14 protein-coding genes and 1 pseudogene are annotated in these 14,794 nt (G+C 61.6%); 8 read left to right on the forward strand and 7 right to left on the reverse strand.

Going from position 1 to position 14,794, the window contains the following annotated elements:
- Positions 1 to 4: 4 nt before the first annotated feature.
- The 5 genes and pseudogenes from AB2N04_RS12940 to hemP form a co-directional block, all read right to left on the reverse strand.
- Entirely contained in the window at positions 5 to 799 is a 795-nt protein-coding gene (locus tag AB2N04_RS12940) for a heme ABC transporter ATP-binding protein (RefSeq protein ID WP_367714856.1), read from the reverse strand.
- Positions 799 to 1,900, reverse strand: a pseudogene (locus AB2N04_RS12945) (FecCD family ABC transporter permease). Before AB2N04_RS12945 ends, AB2N04_RS12940 begins: the two are co-directional and overlap by 1 nt.
- 1 nt (position 1,901) lies before the next feature.
- Entirely contained in the window at positions 1,902 to 2,777 is an 876-nt protein-coding gene (locus tag AB2N04_RS12950; protein ID WP_367714857.1) for a hemin ABC transporter substrate-binding protein, read from the reverse strand.
- An 86-nt stretch (positions 2,778 to 2,863) separates the two neighbouring features.
- Entirely contained in the window at positions 2,864 to 3,922 is a 1,059-nt protein-coding gene (locus AB2N04_RS12955; protein WP_367714858.1) for a hemin-degrading factor, read from the reverse strand.
- A 9-nt stretch (positions 3,923 to 3,931) separates the two neighbouring features.
- Positions 3,932 to 4,132, reverse strand: coding sequence for a hemin uptake protein HemP (hemP, locus tag AB2N04_RS12960; RefSeq protein WP_367714859.1), 201 nt, complete (start codon positions 4,130 to 4,132; stop codon positions 3,932 to 3,934).
- Positions 4,133 to 4,390: 258 nt separating this feature from the next.
- Here hemP and AB2N04_RS12965 point away from each other — a divergent pair, with 258 nt between their 5' ends.
- Genes AB2N04_RS12965 through AB2N04_RS12995 form a run of 7 tightly spaced genes read left to right on the forward strand, consistent with a single transcriptional unit; the run spans position 4,391 to position 9,348 of the window.
- Positions 4,391 to 6,406 carry a TonB-dependent receptor gene (locus tag AB2N04_RS12965; RefSeq protein ID WP_367714860.1) on the forward strand — a complete coding sequence of 672 codons (2,016 nt, stop codon included), beginning with the start codon at positions 4,391 to 4,393 and terminating at the stop codon, positions 6,404 to 6,406.
- A 1-nt stretch (position 6,407) separates the two neighbouring features.
- Positions 6,408 to 6,869, forward strand: coding sequence for a hypothetical protein (locus tag AB2N04_RS12970; RefSeq protein ID WP_367714861.1), 462 nt, complete (start codon positions 6,408 to 6,410; stop codon positions 6,867 to 6,869).
- A 45-nt stretch (positions 6,870 to 6,914) separates the two neighbouring features.
- Positions 6,915 to 7,622, forward strand: a complete 708-nt coding sequence (locus AB2N04_RS12975; protein WP_367714862.1) for a MotA/TolQ/ExbB proton channel family protein — start codon at positions 6,915 to 6,917, stop codon at positions 7,620 to 7,622.
- Position 7,623: 1 nt separating this feature from the next.
- Positions 7,624 to 7,809, forward strand: a complete 186-nt coding sequence (locus AB2N04_RS12980) for a biopolymer transporter ExbD (protein ID WP_367714863.1) — start codon at positions 7,624 to 7,626, stop codon at positions 7,807 to 7,809.
- Positions 7,790 to 8,002, forward strand: coding sequence for a hypothetical protein (locus tag AB2N04_RS12985; protein ID WP_367714864.1), 213 nt, complete (start codon positions 7,790 to 7,792; stop codon positions 8,000 to 8,002). The genes AB2N04_RS12980 and AB2N04_RS12985 overlap by 20 nt, the downstream gene beginning before the upstream one ends.
- A 6-nt stretch (positions 8,003 to 8,008) precedes the next feature.
- Positions 8,009 to 8,419, forward strand: coding sequence for an ExbD/TolR family protein (locus AB2N04_RS12990; RefSeq protein WP_367714865.1), 411 nt, complete (start codon positions 8,009 to 8,011; stop codon positions 8,417 to 8,419).
- Positions 8,416 to 9,348 carry a TonB family protein gene (locus tag AB2N04_RS12995; RefSeq protein WP_367714866.1) on the forward strand — a complete coding sequence of 311 codons (933 nt, stop codon included), beginning with the start codon at positions 8,416 to 8,418 and terminating at the stop codon, positions 9,346 to 9,348. Before AB2N04_RS12990 ends, AB2N04_RS12995 begins: the two co-directional genes overlap by 4 nt.
- A 4-nt stretch (positions 9,349 to 9,352) precedes the next feature.
- On the opposite strand, the gene putA is transcribed toward AB2N04_RS12995, so the two are convergent.
- Entirely contained in the window at positions 9,353 to 12,967 is a 3,615-nt protein-coding gene (gene putA / locus AB2N04_RS13000; RefSeq protein ID WP_367714867.1) for a bifunctional proline dehydrogenase/L-glutamate gamma-semialdehyde dehydrogenase PutA, read from the reverse strand.
- A gap of 161 nt (positions 12,968 to 13,128) precedes the next feature.
- Between putA and AB2N04_RS13005 the strand changes: the two genes are divergently transcribed.
- On the forward strand, positions 13,129 to 13,581 hold the full coding sequence (locus AB2N04_RS13005) for an Lrp/AsnC family transcriptional regulator (protein WP_367714868.1): 453 nt from the start codon (positions 13,129 to 13,131) through the stop codon (positions 13,579 to 13,581).
- Here the strand turns inward: AB2N04_RS13005 and AB2N04_RS13010 are convergent.
- Positions 13,568 to 14,794: a cytochrome-c peroxidase gene (locus AB2N04_RS13010; RefSeq protein ID WP_367714869.1), complete on the reverse strand. Its 1,227-nt coding sequence runs from the start codon at positions 14,792 to 14,794 to the stop codon at positions 13,568 to 13,570. The two genes, AB2N04_RS13005 and AB2N04_RS13010, sit on opposite strands and share 14 nt — an antisense overlap.

A 14,794-nucleotide genomic window follows, 5' to 3' on the forward strand; every position in this document is an offset into this window, starting at 1 on the left:
CGCGTCAGAGTTCGGCCATCTGCGGCAGCACGTATGGCCGCTGTCCCTTCGGCGGGGCGCCGACCCTGATCCTGCATTCGAACACGTCGGAAACGAGCGCGTCGTTGAACACCTCATCTGGCGCGCCCCTGGCCACCAGCCGCCCGCGGTGCAGCATGGCAACCTGATGGGCGAACCGTGCCGTCAGGTTCAGATCATGCATGACGGCGAAAACGCCCCCCCCTGCGGCCGCAAACTCTGCGGCGATGCCCATGATGATGAGCTGGTGTTTGATGTCGAGACTGGAAACCGGCTCGTCGAGCAACAGATAGCGCGGCTCTCCGTCCAGCACCGGGCGCCAGACCTGGCAAAGCACGCGCGCCAGCTGAACGCGCTGTTGTTCGCCACCAGAAAGCTCCTGATAATAGCGACCGGCGAAACCATCCAGATCGACACGCGCAAGCGCCCTTTCCGGCAGGCGCGCCTGTTCGTCCGGGCTTGCACCGGAACGTCCGCCTAGAAGCCCGAGCTTTACGACCTCGCGCACCGTGTAGGGAAAGGAGAGCGCGCTCGCCTGCGGAAGTACGGCCCGGTGCTGCGCCGCCTGCCACGGTTTCAAGGCTTTAAGCCGCCTCCCGTTGAGCGTCACGTCACCGCTGAACGCCACATCGCCGGAAATCGCCTTCAGAAAGGTCGTCTTCCCCGAACCGTTCGGCCCCACGATTGCCGTGACACTGCCCGGCTTGACCGCAAGGCCGAGGCCGTGAAGGATTTCCTTCCTGCCCAGGCGAACCGAAAGATCTTTCACCTCGATCGACATTACAGGTCAAGCACTCCCCTCTGACGCAGCAGGATCCACAGAAAGAACGGCGCTCCGATGGTTGCCGTCACAATGCCGATCGGCAGTTCGGCAGGGGCAACCACCACACGGCTGATTGCGTCGGCCACGAGAAGGAGGCTGGCCCCCAAAAGAGCGGAAGCCGGCAGCAGGTAGCGGTGTTCCGGCCCGATTGTCAGACGCAGGAGATGCGGCACCACGATCCCCACAAAGCCGATCCCGCCAGCAACCGCAACGGAAGCGCCCGTGCCGGCGGCAACGGCAAGTATTGCGGAGTTCTTGACGCGCTGGACCCGAATTCCAAGGTGGTTGGCCGTTGCCTCGCCCAGCACCATGGCATCCAGTCCGCGCGCAAGAAACGGCGCCGCCAGAAGGGCGGTAACAATGACAGGCCCGGCAGCCCAGACCTTGGTCCAGGTGGCACCGGCAAGCGACCCCAGCCCCCAGAAGGTCAGATCCCGCAATTGCTGATCATCGGCAATGAAAACCAGCATGCCCGAAAGTGCCCCGGCCAGCGCGCCAAGGGCAATACCCGCCAGCAGCATCGTGGCAATCGAGGTCTGTCCACGGCGGGTTGCCACGCGATAAAGCAGCAATGTGGAAACAAGCCCGCCGAAAAACGCGGCCAGCGGAAGCCCGTAGATTCCGAAGATCGAGATCACCGGCGCAAGAAAGGATCCGCCAAGCACGATCACGACAATCGCGCCAAGCCCCGCACCGGATGCCACACCCACAATGCCCGGATCGGCGAGCGGGTTGCGAAAAAGCCCCTGCATCACCGCACCGGAGACGGCGAGCGATGCACCGATCAGACTTCCCAGAATAACCCTTGGCAGTCGAATATCGCCGATGACGATGCGGTCGCGATGCGACAGCGCATCGGCCCCCACCCCTCAGCCAGGTCGAAAGTGCGGTCAGGAGCGACGCGTCGGAAGCACCAGACCCCAGGCTAAGTATGAAAAGGGCCGCGTAAAGCAAGAGCAGGCCAAGAATGACCGCACGGGCGCGCGACGAGCGATCGCCATCCACATCCCGCCGGGGATACCACCCGTGTGTCGGCGCTATGTCGTCACGTAAAGCCATGTCAATCGGTAACTGCGGCAGGTTCGTGCAGGGCTTTTGCAAGATCCCGAACGGCTGCGGCCGTGCGCGGGCCAAACCCCAGAAGATAGGAGCCATCCATCTCGATCACTTTTCCGCTTTTCCCCGCAGGGGTGAGCGAAATGGCGGGATGCGAGAGAATTTCCTGTTTCCTGCCATGCCCACCGATGGATTGCTTCATCAGCAGCACCGCATCAGGCTCCAGACCGATGATGGCTTCATCGGACAATTCGCGAAAGCCTGAAAACAGGGCCAGTGCGTTCACGCCGCCAGCCATGCGGATGATCCCGTCGGCCGAGGTGCCCGTGCCGGATGCGAGGATCCGCCCGTCCCGCACGCCCAGCACGAAAAGAACCCGCATACCATCGGCCCTGCCCCGTGCTTCAAGCTGTGCCTCTGCCAGGTCGGCGCTGACCTTGCGCGCAAGTGCTTCCGCCTTGTCGTCCACGCCAAGAGCGGCGCCCACAATGCGGATCTTTTTCACGATGGCCTCGCTGTCAAAGCCTTCCGGCACCAGAACCAGCGGAACATCGGCGGCTTCCAGAACCTCCATGGTTTCGACAGGGCCGCTCCCCTGTGAGGCAAGTATCGCGGTCGGTGCGAGCGAGAGCACGCCTTCGGGAGAAAGGGCCCGCATATAGCCTATATCCGGCAGGTCTCTTGCCGCCGGCGGGTAGGTGCTGGTCCTGTCGCGCGCAATCAACCGGTCGCCTTCACCAAGTTCATGGACGATCTCGGTAATGGCCCCACCGATCGTTATCAGCCTGCTGGTGTCGGCAAATGGAGCAACCGCCTCCTGCGCGGAAACTGAAAACGGTACTACGATCAGACCCGCCGCGACGAAAGCGAGCCGGGCCATGTGCTGCATCCAGCGCCGCCCCGGGGTTTTGCCCGTTCTTTTTGTGAAAGCGAGGCTCCTTTCCGAAGGACACGTCGAGCCGGCCATCATGCGACCTGTCCGCTGGCCTGCCGCGGCAGGTTTTCAACCATTGTTCGCCAGTCTGGCCGTTCGGCCTGCCCCTCAAGGCGTTCACCGAAGAACTGGGCGATCAGACGGCCGTCCGCGTCATAAGCCTCCATGGACGTCACATGGCCGTCCTTGGTCGGTTTGCGCACCGCCCACAATTCCTTCACATGATCCGTTCTCAGATGCAGATTGAAGCCTGGATCGAGAATGTTGATCCAGGGGCCCATCGGTTTCACGGTTTTGATTGCGCCGGTGTGGATCTGAATGCACCCACTGCTTCCGACAAAGCACATGATCGGGACCTCACCATTGACCGCCTGATGAAGCATTGTCGTCAATGCGTCTTCCTCCAGACGCCAGGCATAGTCTTCACCGATCAGATGCACGGCCTGATGCCGGGTCAGTTTGAGCTGCTTCAAGATGCCAAAGAGCTGATGAACATCGGTCATCGCGCTCCAGCGGTCACGCAGCACATTTGCCGCCGGCAACACATCGCCTGGCACCTCATCGACTATCTTGTCAGCCTGAACCTCGATCGGTGAAACCTGATCCTCGTGATGCAGATCTTCGATGAGCTTTTGATAGGCATAAAGGCTGGAAGCTGGACGCAGATGAACCTTGTGCACGGCATCGCCCGCTTTATCGAAGAACTGCAGGCTGCGCCTCACATCATCGCCAGCGCGCTTCTCCACCGCAAAACCGTATGCCCAACGGGCGGGAAAAATGCGCAGATCGATGTCCCGCCCGAGCACCAGCGCATGCTGCGCTCCGACGGTGATTTTCTCGTAGACCCCGACTTTCTCATGCACCGCGCTTTCGTTGCGTGTGAGCGCCATGACTTCACCAACCGCTTCGAGCGCGGGGAGAATCCGGGAAACATCCGGATCGATTCGTGTAACCCCCTGCCCCAGATGGGCAGCGAGCAGTTCTGCCTCTGAAATGCCGAGCGCCACCGCCAAGTCGCGCTCCCGCATTTTCGGATTTTCGCTCCGGGCACGCCTGATTTCAGCCGGACCGCGGACAGCCTGAATGTTCATCGTGACAACCTACTTGTTGAGAATCAGCTTGCCCTGACGGGTGATCTTGAGACGGTAGTAGGCGCCATGGTGCTCAATACCGATTTCGCGTCGCCCACCAAAGAGATCGGCGCTGGAAATCGTGCGATCCGGCGTGACGCCACCTTGCCTCACGGCCAAATGCTGAATGTCTGCCTGCCCACGTGGGTTGATCGACAAATAGGTCTTCATTGGAAAAAACCTCCGTTTTTAATTCGGACGCAATGGCTCGCATCGCGGCGGTGAAATCTGCAATTCATTTTCTTGACTTTCATTATCATATTTTATAGCCACCGCAATACCGGAGTTAATTTATCAAGATATGTTTCTTAGCCGGTTTACCGTCGGCAAGCCAGCGCCAGTCGACATTTCCTGTTAGATTGCTGGAGAATCTGGGGCATGCGGAATTCCAAACTAAGCGCAAAACTTTCTCTGCTTTGCGGAACGTCGATGGCGACGATGGTTATGGCCATGAATGCCATGGCAGAGGAAACAACCACGCTCATGGCGCGGGAAAACGGCAGCGTCACGCTGCTCGACCGAATCACTATTGTTAGTCGAACCGGCGAAAGCGCCGTTAATTCAATGGCTTCTGTCAGCCAGATCAGCGGCGAGGAGCTTGAGCGCCGCATGGCGACCAATGCGAACGACATCTTTTTCGGCGTGCCGGGAATCAAGGTCTATTCCGACGGTCGCCCGGCGGTGAGCAATTTCAACATTCGCGGACTTCAGGATGCCGGTCGCGTCTCCGTCATCGTGGATGGTGCCCGCCAGAATTTTCACAAGGCGGGGCATGAGGTTTCCCGCATGTTCTGGCTCGATCCGCAGCTCGTCCAGCAGGTGGATGTCATACGCGGCCCGAGTGCGAACACGTTTGGTTCGGGAGCGATTGGCGGTGTCGTCTATTTTGAGACGAAAAAGCCGGGTGATTTTCTGAAAGAAGACGAGAATTTCGCTGTCTCTCTGACCGGCCGGTACGAATCCAACGGCTCCGGCTGGACCACAAGCGCCATCGGCGCCTATCGCTTCAATGATGCCGCCTCCGTTCTGGCAAACATCGTGTGGCGCGACTACGGCGAGTACAAGGATGGCGACGGCTCGCGGGTCGAAAACTCCGGCTTCGACGTGCTGAGCGGCCACGTCAAGGCAACCCTCAAACCGACCGAACACAGCGAACTGACACTGGGCTGGACCGGCTCCGAGGATCAATGGTCGTCGACCAACACGCGAGACTATCAGCTCGACAGCAACACCTTCACCGGCGAGTTCAAGATCTCCGATGCCGAGGAAAAGTGGCTGAACCTCAACATCAAGGCGGCGGTCAACCAGATCGATCTGACCCAGACCGACAGGGGCCGCCGAGCGGGAACGTCCAGCTACGATCTTCGAACCAGCAGTTTCGACATCTGGAACACATCCTATTTCGATACCGGCCTGATTTCCCACGAGTTGACGGTGGGCGGCGACTGGGTTCACGACGATTTCGCCTCCACAGCACCGTTTGGAGGTGCCGACACCTACAATCCAACCGGCACCCGAAGCGTCTGGGGTGCCTATGTGCAGGACAAGCTCACCTATGACTGGCTCGAGGTGGTCGCGGGGCTGCGCTACGATTCCTATGAACTGGAAGCTTCCAGCAAGAGTTCGGGCGACCGGTTTTCGCCGCGCCTCAGTGTCGGCGTTTCCCCCTTCAGGGAAGGCGCTCTTTCCGGGTTGCAGGTCTATGGCTCCTATTCGGAAGGCTATCGCGCGCCCAACACGTCCGAAGCCTTCATCACAGGGGGACACGCCTATCCCGGCTTCAGCTTCGCGTTCCTGCCCAATCCCGACCTGAGACCTGAAACCGGCAAGACCTGGGAAGCCGGCATCAACTACACGGCCGACGGGCTCTTCAATTCCGAAGACACGCTGCGGCTCAAGGCTGCTTATTTCCACAACGACATCGACGACTACATAACCATTCCCACCATGCGCGCCATGCCTGGCAGTGAGTGCGCCAGTCTCGGGCACTCGATGTGCGCGCAGTACCAAAACGTCTACAACGCAAAAATTCAGGGCTTCGAACTTGAAGGCCGCTACGATGCCGGGCGCTATTTTGCCGGCCTGGGCATTTCCATCATCGATGGCCACCAGGTCGACCGGAACGGGGTCCAGTCGGATCTCAAGACCATTCCTTCGGCCAGCGTCACGCTCGATGGCGGCATGCGTTTTCTCGAACGCCGCCTGACGCTCGGTGGCGAGGTCCAGTACAACAAGGCTCCAAGCGGAACCACCTTCGCCGAGGACTACACGCTGGTAAATCTCTACGCAAACTACCAGGCCAGCGAGAATCTGCGGTTTGATTTCCGCGTCGACAATCTGTTCGATAAGAAATACGTGCTGCCGATCGTCGACGTTTCGGACGGAATGCATGCCCAACCCGGCCTGACCGTGAAACTGGGCGCGACCATGCGCTTTGGAGGATAAGATGCCGTCTCGATTATCAATCTGCCACCCGCTCTCCATCGCCAGCGCCTTTGCGCTGGCGATGGCTGGCACCCTGGCCACGCCTGTGCCCCTGTCGGCGCAGGAAGCTTCTTCCGGTGCGATCCGGCTGGAGCTCAACGCTTTGCAGAAAAGCGAGAAAGGCTGTCGCATTGCCTTCGTGGTCGAAAATGCACTTGGCCGCGACATCGATAAGGCGGCTTATGAGATCGCGCTTTTCAGCAAGGAAGGGCTCGTCGAGCGGCTTCTTGTGCTCGACTTTCAGGCATTGCCCAATGAAAAAACCAAGGTGCGCCGGTTCGATCTGGCCGATACGGACTGCGCCTCCATCGGGCGCGTTCTCATCAACGATGCTTCCGCGTGCGAGGGCGACGGGATAGAGCCGCAGGACTGTATTTCCCGGCTGGAGGCAACCAGCCGAGGCACGGTCACTTTCGGCAAATAGGCTCCAGAACAACCACTGGCCAACAAAACCCACAGGAATGCCCAAATGTTCGACGGCGTCATCTCTTCGATAGGTTCCTTTCTCAGGCTCGGCGGTCCGGTTGTGGCGATTCTCATCGCCCTGTCGGTCTTCGCGCTTGCGCTGATCCTTCTCAAATTCACGCAGTTCCAGCGCGAAAGGGTCGGCCGGCACGGGCGTTCGAACCGCGCTTTGCACGCATGGTTTCACCACAACCAGGCCGATGCGCGCTCCCTGCTTGCCAATGCGCGTTCACCTTTGGAGGAAACGCTGGCGACCACAATGCGGCTTGCAGCGGCAAAAGCCGACAAGAGCGCAGTGGAAGACGAGGTCAGCCGTCTGGCGCTTGGTCGCCTTCACGATCTGCAGCGCGGCTTTCGCGCGCTTGATGCCATTGCCCAGGTTGCCCCGCTCCTCGGCCTGTTCGGCACGGTTCTCGGCATGATCGAAGCCTTCCAGAGGCTTCAGCAGGCGGGCAATTCAGTGGACCCGTCTCTGCTGGCCGGGGGCATCTGGGTGGCGCTCCTCACCACCGCGTGCGGCCTCGCAGTTGCGATGCCCGTTTCGCTGGTTCTCACCTGGTTCGAGACACGCATCGAGAACGAGCGTGTGGCCATAGAAACGATGACGGCGACGGTCCTTTCCCATGGGTCCATCGAAAGGGCCGAGCAAAATGCAGCCTCGTCCGAAAATGCGGCGCCACGGCTCGTGACAGGGGAAACCTATGCACATTGAAATGGCAGCAGTCAGAAGGAGAAAGCCGCTCTCGCTCACATCGCTGATCGATGTGATCTTCCTCCTGCTGCTCTTTTTCATGCTTTCCTCGACCTTCACGCGCTTCGCAAGCGTCGAGATTTCCGGCGGGGCCGGCTTCCGCCTCCGCAGGCGGCAAGCCTCCCGACGTGCTCCTTCGTGTCGATGATCCGGCGGGCTGGCGTGTCAATGGTCAGATCCTGCCCGAAGACGCCGCCCTCGCCGAACTGGCCCGCCTTCGTGAGGCGGGTGCCGAAACGGCCGTGCTTCTGGTGCGCGGAAAGCTCACATCCCAACAGCTGGTCAGCGCGGTCGAGCGCATTCGCCGCAACAGCCAGCTCAACCTGTCCGTCGCGAGGTAATTCGCCATGCTCCGCCTTGCCCGTCCAACACGGCCACGTCAGCGCGAAAGCACGATCGCGCTGATCAACATCGTGTTTTTGATGCTGATCTTCTTTCTTGTCGCCGGCACGCTCACACCGCCGCTCGACAATGATGTCAGCCTGATTTCCACGCTGGAGGCAAACCCTTCCGAGCCACCGAATGCGCTGTTCGTTACCGAAGATGGCGAGATGCGCCTGCGCGGCGAAGTCACCGATGCGCGGGCTTTCATGCTCTCGCGTGCTGAGACGCTGGGCCAGGATGCGGCACGCCAGCTCGAAATCAGGGTCGCAGCCGATCGCGATCTGCCGGCAGCCAGGCTCGTCGACATCGTCGGTGCCCTCAAGGCAGCCGGCGCCAGCCGGATCAGCATCATCACGGAACGTGCGGCAGAATGAAAATGCGTCTCTGGAAGTGGAGTGCCGCTCTCGCCGTTTCATTAAGCCTGCATGCGGGCGCAACGGCCTATGTCATGCAGCGAACGTCAAGCGTGGAAATCGCCGGAGGCGGCAGCACCGAGATTGCGATTGCCGGCAATGCGTTTGCAGAAATGGTCGCGGCCGGTGAAGCGACCGACGAGATCCAGCCGGAAATCGAACCAGAGGCAGAGCCGCTTCAGCCGGAAACGGCGCATGAAGTGACGCCGCAAACGCCGGTTGAGTCGGCAGCACCCGTCCCCGTCGAAACCCTGCCCGAGAACACCACGCCTTCTGTCATTGAACCGGAGCAGCCAACAGTCGAAACCGCACGGGTGGAGACGCCACAAACCGTGGAGCCGGTCGAGAACGCGCAGGTCGTCACCGCACTCGCCGAAGCACCGATACCGACACCACGCCCCGCCTACACACCGCCGCCCAGGCCAAAGGTTCAAAAAACGAAGCAAAGCCGCAAGGCCAGGGCTTCGCCACCCAAAAAACGCAGCGCCGGCTCGCGTGGAAACGACAGAAAGGACGCCCGCCGCGGTACGGCTTCCGGCAAGAAGAAGGCCAGCCAGGCCTCCAAGGGCAAAAAGGTGGCGCGAGCATCGAAGAGCGGAAATGCCCGCGTTTCCAACTATCCCGGCAAGGTGGTGTCCAAGCTCAGACGCTCGCTGCGCTATCCGCGCGCTGCAAAGCGCCAGCGGCTCAAAGGCGAGGTTCGCGTGCGTTTCACCGTCGCCCGCAACGGCTCGGTGAGCGGCATTCGCATCGTGCGCAGCTCCGGCTCGAAAATCCTCGACCAGGCCGCACTCGATACGGTTCGCCGCGCCGCCCCCTTCCCCCGGATCCCGAAGGAAGCCGGGCGCGCGAGCTGGGGGTTCACCGTGCCGCTGGCGTTCCGCCGCTGACGTCCTAAACCGAGGCCAGCAGGCTCGCATTGCCCCCGGCAGCTGTGGTGTCGACACAGATGGCCCGTTCATGAACGAAAGCCGCCGGATAGACTGGCTCCACGATCAGTGGAACGATTGCACCGTCACGCCCGGCAAGCCTACGGCGCAGTTCGCCCAGCCATTCGCTGGCGCCGCAGGCCGCCACCAGATCCAGCGACAGGCTGCCAAGCGCCTTTGGATCCACCGTCCCGTCAACAGCTTCAAGCGGGAGCTCCTGCCCCAGAAGCGGCTTGAGGACAGACCGCGCCTGCGGATGCACCGCGAGCACCGAATTGCCGCTGGCAAGAGCCTGAACGGCCTGGGCCAGCAGCGTTTCCGCATCCGCGCCCAGGCAGAGTGCGCGACCGCGCGGCAGAAGCATGAGCGAATTGGCCTCGCCCGTCGGTCCGGGCAGATCGATGGGGCCCTGATCTAGCGCTGCAGCCGCTGCAACGGCGGGTCCGGCCTGGCCTCTCAGCAGTTTGCGCAACACCGGCAAACGGTCGGTTCGTGCCAGCCATTTCCCGTCAATTGCGGGCATCCTGCCTTCAAGGTCGCCTGCTGAATGCACCTGCCCCGTTGGGCGTTGCCCGCCCGCCATGCCACTACGGCGGAAACGGCGCAGATAGTGCGGGCCGCCGGCCTTGGGGCCGGTTCCCGAAAGCCCTTCGCCGCCGAAGGGCTGGGATCCCACAACGGCACCGATCTGGTTGCGGTTGACGTAGATATTGCCCGCATGCACCTGGTCCACCACATGCTGCGCGCGCCCATCGATGCGCGTATGCAGACCGAAGGTCAGGCCATACCCCATTGAATTGACGTCCGCGATTACCCTGTCGATCTCGTCGGCCTCAAACGTCGCCACATGCAGGACCGGGCCGAAAATCTCGCGCTCAAGCTCCCTGATGCCTGCGACCTTGAAGGCAGCCGGCGCCACGTAGCGTCCATCCTCGGGCACATCGAGCGCCTCGATCAACCGCCCCTGCCCGGTCAGGTTCAGCGCATAATCGGCGATGTTTTCACGCGCTTCATCGTCGATCACCGGGCCAACATCGGTCGACACATCCCACGGATCCCCGATCCGCAGCGCCTGCATCGCCCCTTTCAACATGTCCACCACGCGCTTTTCCACGTCCTTCTGGACATAGAGCATGCGCAGGGCCGAACAGCGCTGCCCCGCGCTCTGGAAGGAGGAAGCCACGATGTCGCGCACCGCCTGCTCGGGAAGTGCGGTGGAATCGACGATCATCGCGTTCAGCCCGCCCGTCTCTGCAATCAGCATGGCATCGGGGCCCGCATTCCCCGCCAGTTGCCTTTCAATGAGGCGGGCGACTTCCGTCGACCCGGTGAAACACACGCCGGCAATTCTCGGGTCCGCCGTCAGGGGCCCGCCTATCGTGGGGCCATCGCCGGGAAGAAGATGAAGCACGTCTGCGGGGATTCCCGCCTCATGCATCATCGCGACCGCACGGGCCGCGATCAGCGGGGTCTGTTCCGCCGGCTTGGCGACAACGGCATTCCCCGTCACGAGGGCAGCCGCGATCTGGCCGGTGAAGATCGCCAGCGGAAAGTTCCATGGCGAGATACACACGATCACGCCACGCGCCTGCGTGTCCCTTTCGCAAAACTCCGCCTGCCCGGCGTAATAGCGAAGGAAATCCACCGCCTCGCGCACTTCCGCGATCCCGTCTGCAAGCGATTTGCCGGCCTCACGGGTGGCAAGCGCGAAAAACTCCGCCGCGTGCGCCTCGTAGAGATCGGCAATGCGGCGCAGGATGTCCGCACGTTCGCTCACGGGTCTTCCCGCCCAGCCGGCCTGTGCCCCAAGCGCAATGCCGATTGCCGCCTCTGCCTGTTCACGCGTAGCATCGCGCACCGTTCCAACGGTCTCCGTCAGTCGTGCCGGATTGGTCACTTTGCGTGGTTTTCCGTTCCCCTTTGCCGGCGTGACGGGGTGTGCTTCCCATTCATGCGGCGCGGCGAAGGCTGCACGGGACGCGTCCAGTTCGGCCATGGTCACCGGGTCCGTCACATCCCAGCCTCTGGCATTCCTGCGTGCAGCCCCGAAAATATCTGAGGGACGGATGATGGCCGGGTTCACCGCCGTTTCTTTTTCCTCAAGCGCGGAAAACGGGTCGGCAGCGATTTCCTTCGCACTCACCTCTTCGTCCACGATCTGATGCACGAACGAGGAATTCGCGCCGTTTTCCAGAAGCCGCCGCACCAGATAGGCCAGCAGGTCCTGATGTGCGCCAACAGGCGCGTAGATCCTGCAGCGCGTGTTCTCGCGCTTGCGCACGGTCTCGTGCAGCGCTTCTCCCATGCCGTGCAGACGCTGAAACTCGAACAGGGACTTGTCGGGTGCCATGGCAAGGATTGCCGCCGCGGTATGGGCGTTGTGCGTGGCAAACTGCGGATAGATCCGGTCCGTCATGTTCAGAAGCTTTCGCGCACAGGCGATGTAGCTCACATCGGTGTTGACCTTGCGTGTAAACACCGGGAAACCGTCAAGCCCGAGCACCTGCGCGCGTTTGATCTCAGTATCCCAGTAAGCGCCTTTCACCAGCCGCACCATGATGCGCCGGTCAAGTCGTTGCGCCAGTTCATAGAGCCAGTCGAGCACGAAGGGCGCACGCGGACCATAGGCCTGCACCACAACGCCGAAACCATCCCAGCCCGAAAGGTCCGGGCTGGAAAGCACCGCTTCGATCACATCCAGCGAAAGATCCAGCCGGTCGGCTTCTTCCGCATCGATATTGAGGCCCATTCGGGCATCTCGGGCGGCCATTGCCAGCGCGGTCAGGCGCTCGATCATCACCGGCAGCATGTGCTCCCTGTGGGTTGCCTCATAGCGCGGATGAAGCGCCGATAGCTTCACCGAGATACCCGGATTGGCACGGATGTCGTCGCGCTTTGCATGGCGCTTCAATGCGGCAATGGCATCCCCATAGGCCTTGTGGTAGCGCAGTGCGTCCTGCTCCGTGCGCGCGGCCTCGCCCAGCATGTCATAGGAATAGGTGTAGCCCTTTTCTTCCATCGACCTGCCGCGCCGGATTGCTTCCTCGATGGTGCGTCCAAGCACGAACTGCTCGCCCATCTCGCGCATGGCGCGAGATACCGCGTGGCGGATCACGGGCTCGCCCATGCGCCGGACAAGCCCGCGCAGCGTCTTTTCGACCCCGTCTCCTTCGTCGTCGAGAACCCGCCCTGTCAGCATCAGCGCCCAGGTCGACGCATTGACGAAGATCGAGGCGGATTCGCCCGAATGCGTGGACCAGTCATGCGGTGCGATCTTGTCGCGGATCAGGTCGTCCATCGTTTCGGAATCCGGCACACGCAACAGCGCTTCTGCCAGGCACATCAGGGCAACGCCCTCCTGCGTTGACAGACCATATTCTGAAAGGAAGGCTTCCATCAGATGCGTATCGCCCGATGCCCTGACGGCGCGCACCAGTTCGGCCGCGTCGGAAGAGATGCTGCGTCGATCGTCTGGGTTGAGATCCGCAAGCCTTGCAAGTCGCTGCAATGCCGCGCCCTCATCGGCCAGATAGTGGGCGCGCATCTCCTGTCGCAACTTTTCCTGCTTCTTGATTCGCATAACGACCTCGGAATTGAATAGGAGCCACGCGGTACGCCCGGCACCGCTTCTTGGCAAATCATAGCACACCGAAAATGCTCAATCGGGCTATTCTCTTGCGCAAGCTGGTGCATTTGGACTATTTTTGGCGAACAGAAATTCCATTATAAGATGAAATCGACATGCAGTCAGAACGAGTAGACCGGATAGACCGCAACATTCTGGACGCCCTGACCGGGGACGGGCGTCTGTCCATTGCGGAGCTGGCCCGCCGGGTGGGGCTTTCCAAGACGCCGGTGCAGGCCCGACTGCGCCGCCTCGAAAAGGAAGGCTACATTCGCGGCTACTCCGCCATCATCGATCGCGCGCGTATCGGTGAGGGTCATATCGCCTTCGTTCAGGTAGAGCTTGAAGACACACGCTCTTCAGCTCTTGCAGCCTTCAACAAGGCCGTTCTTGCCGTTCCGGAGATCGAGCAGTGCCACATGACGGCGGCGGGGTTCGATTATCTTCTCAAGGTCCGCACGCGCGACATCACGAGCTATCGCAAGGTGCTGGGAGAACGCATCTCCGCCCTCCCCCACGTGGCGCGCACCTCCACCTTCGTGACCATGGAAACCGTCAAGGACCGCTAGCGGCATCCGCGTCGAGGGTTTTCAGAAACGCGATCAGCGCACGGCGCCCGCGCTCGGTGAAAACGACACCCCGGATTTCGCTGTTGCCGCCAGGCGCTTCGGGCGCACTGCTGTAATGCGTGACCACGTCATCCAGCGTGGCGATCTGGCCTGCATGCATATAGGGCGGGCGCGAGGCCACACCGCGCAGAGAGGGGGTCTTGTAGGCACGTTCCATTGCCGTCACGTCGCGCCGCATGAAACGCAGTGCCGTGCAGGCATCCGGGCGCGCATCGCTGTATGGGCCAAGGCAGTTGAAAGGGTCGGCTTCCACCTGCGCCATCCCGCTCGCCCGTCCCCTGTCTTCCGCCACGCCGTCGGCCTGCGGCACGCCCGTGTTGTGAAAATGATCATCCGTGAAGCGCGGGCCATTGTGGCATTCGAGGCAATTGGCCTTGCCAATGAAAAGCCTCAGGCCCTCCAGCTCAAGATCCGTGAACGCTGCATCCCCGGTGGGCTCGTTGCCTTCCAGAAGCGCTTTTGCAAAACGGTCGAAGCGGGTTTCGTCTGGTGAAAGCCTTCGCTCGAAGGCGGCAATCGCCTTGCCGATATTCGCAAACACCCGGTTCACCGCGTCCCGATCTTGCGGCCGCATGTCGTACCAGGCCGCCCTCTCGGCTTCGTTGCCGAGCGGGCCGGCATTTTCCGGCAGGGCCCCAAACGCCGGCAATGGGCCGAAAATCCGCTCATAGACATCCCGATGTTCGGTCGCGACATAGCGCGCGATGGCAGCCCGGTTTCCGGCATGCTCGTGCGGATCCTCCAGCGGGGTCAGGGCCTGCGCCCAGAGACTGTCGCGGCGTCCGTCCCAGAATTGCCAGACATTCCACCCCACTCCGGCCAGCGGCATGGTTCGGCGGCTTGTCTGCCCTACACCGACACCGCGCGGCAGACCGTCCTGAAACTGCTTTTCGGGAACATGGCAGGTGGCGCAGGCCACATCCGCATTGCCGCTCAGCCCCGTATCGAAGAACAGGCGTTCACCCAGTGCAGCCGCTTCCGGATCGTCCGCAAAGCGGTTTCCCGGGGATGCCGGCAGCGCGCCCAATGCATCGATGGAAAGAGAAGCGATCTTTGCCTTTTCGTCATCGCTCAAAGGCGCCGGATCGCAGCCCTGGAGCGCAGGCAGAACCGCAAGCGCGCCAGCCAGCAGAAGAAGGCGCGCGGGTCTCAT

It is taken from the genome of Nitratireductor sp. GISD-1A_MAKvit (assembly GCF_040819555.1).
GTDB lineage: Bacteria > Pseudomonadota > Alphaproteobacteria > Rhizobiales > Rhizobiaceae > Nitratireductor.

What these genes read in the sequence shown, in the direction of transcription:
- AB2N04_RS13005 (WP_367714868.1), top strand. Translation starts at nt 13,129, where the DNA reads ATGCAGTCAGAACGAGTAGACCGGATAGACCGCAACATTCTGGACGCC.
- AB2N04_RS12995 (WP_367714866.1), top strand. Translation starts at nt 8,416, where the DNA reads ATGAAAATGCGTCTCTGGAAGTGGAGTGCCGCTCTCGCCGTTTCATTA.
- AB2N04_RS12955 (WP_367714858.1), bottom strand. Translation starts at nt 3,922, where the DNA reads ATGAACATTCAGGCTGTCCGCGGTCCGGCTGAAATCAGGCGTGCCCGG.
- AB2N04_RS12950 (WP_367714857.1), bottom strand. Translation starts at nt 2,777, where the DNA reads ATGGCCCGGCTCGCTTTCGTCGCGGCGGGTCTGATCGTAGTACCGTTT.
- AB2N04_RS12965 (WP_367714860.1), top strand. Translation starts at nt 4,391, where the DNA reads ATGGCGACGATGGTTATGGCCATGAATGCCATGGCAGAGGAAACAACC.
- putA (WP_367714867.1), bottom strand. Translation starts at nt 12,967, where the DNA reads ATGCGAATCAAGAAGCAGGAAAAGTTGCGACAGGAGATGCGCGCCCAC.
- AB2N04_RS12975 (WP_367714862.1), top strand. Translation starts at nt 6,915, where the DNA reads ATGTTCGACGGCGTCATCTCTTCGATAGGTTCCTTTCTCAGGCTCGGC.
- AB2N04_RS12940 (WP_367714856.1), bottom strand. Translation starts at nt 799, where the DNA reads ATGTCGATCGAGGTGAAAGATCTTTCGGTTCGCCTGGGCAGGAAGGAA.
- AB2N04_RS12980 (WP_367714863.1), top strand. Translation starts at nt 7,624, where the DNA reads ATGGCAGCAGTCAGAAGGAGAAAGCCGCTCTCGCTCACATCGCTGATC.
- AB2N04_RS13010 (WP_367714869.1), bottom strand. Translation starts at nt 14,794, where the DNA reads ATGAGACCCGCGCGCCTTCTTCTGCTGGCTGGCGCGCTTGCGGTTCTG.
- AB2N04_RS12990 (WP_367714865.1), top strand. Translation starts at nt 8,009, where the DNA reads ATGCTCCGCCTTGCCCGTCCAACACGGCCACGTCAGCGCGAAAGCACG.
- hemP (WP_367714859.1), bottom strand. Translation starts at nt 4,132, where the DNA reads ATGAAGACCTATTTGTCGATCAACCCACGTGGGCAGGCAGACATTCAG.
- AB2N04_RS12970 (WP_367714861.1), top strand. Translation starts at nt 6,408, where the DNA reads ATGCCGTCTCGATTATCAATCTGCCACCCGCTCTCCATCGCCAGCGCC.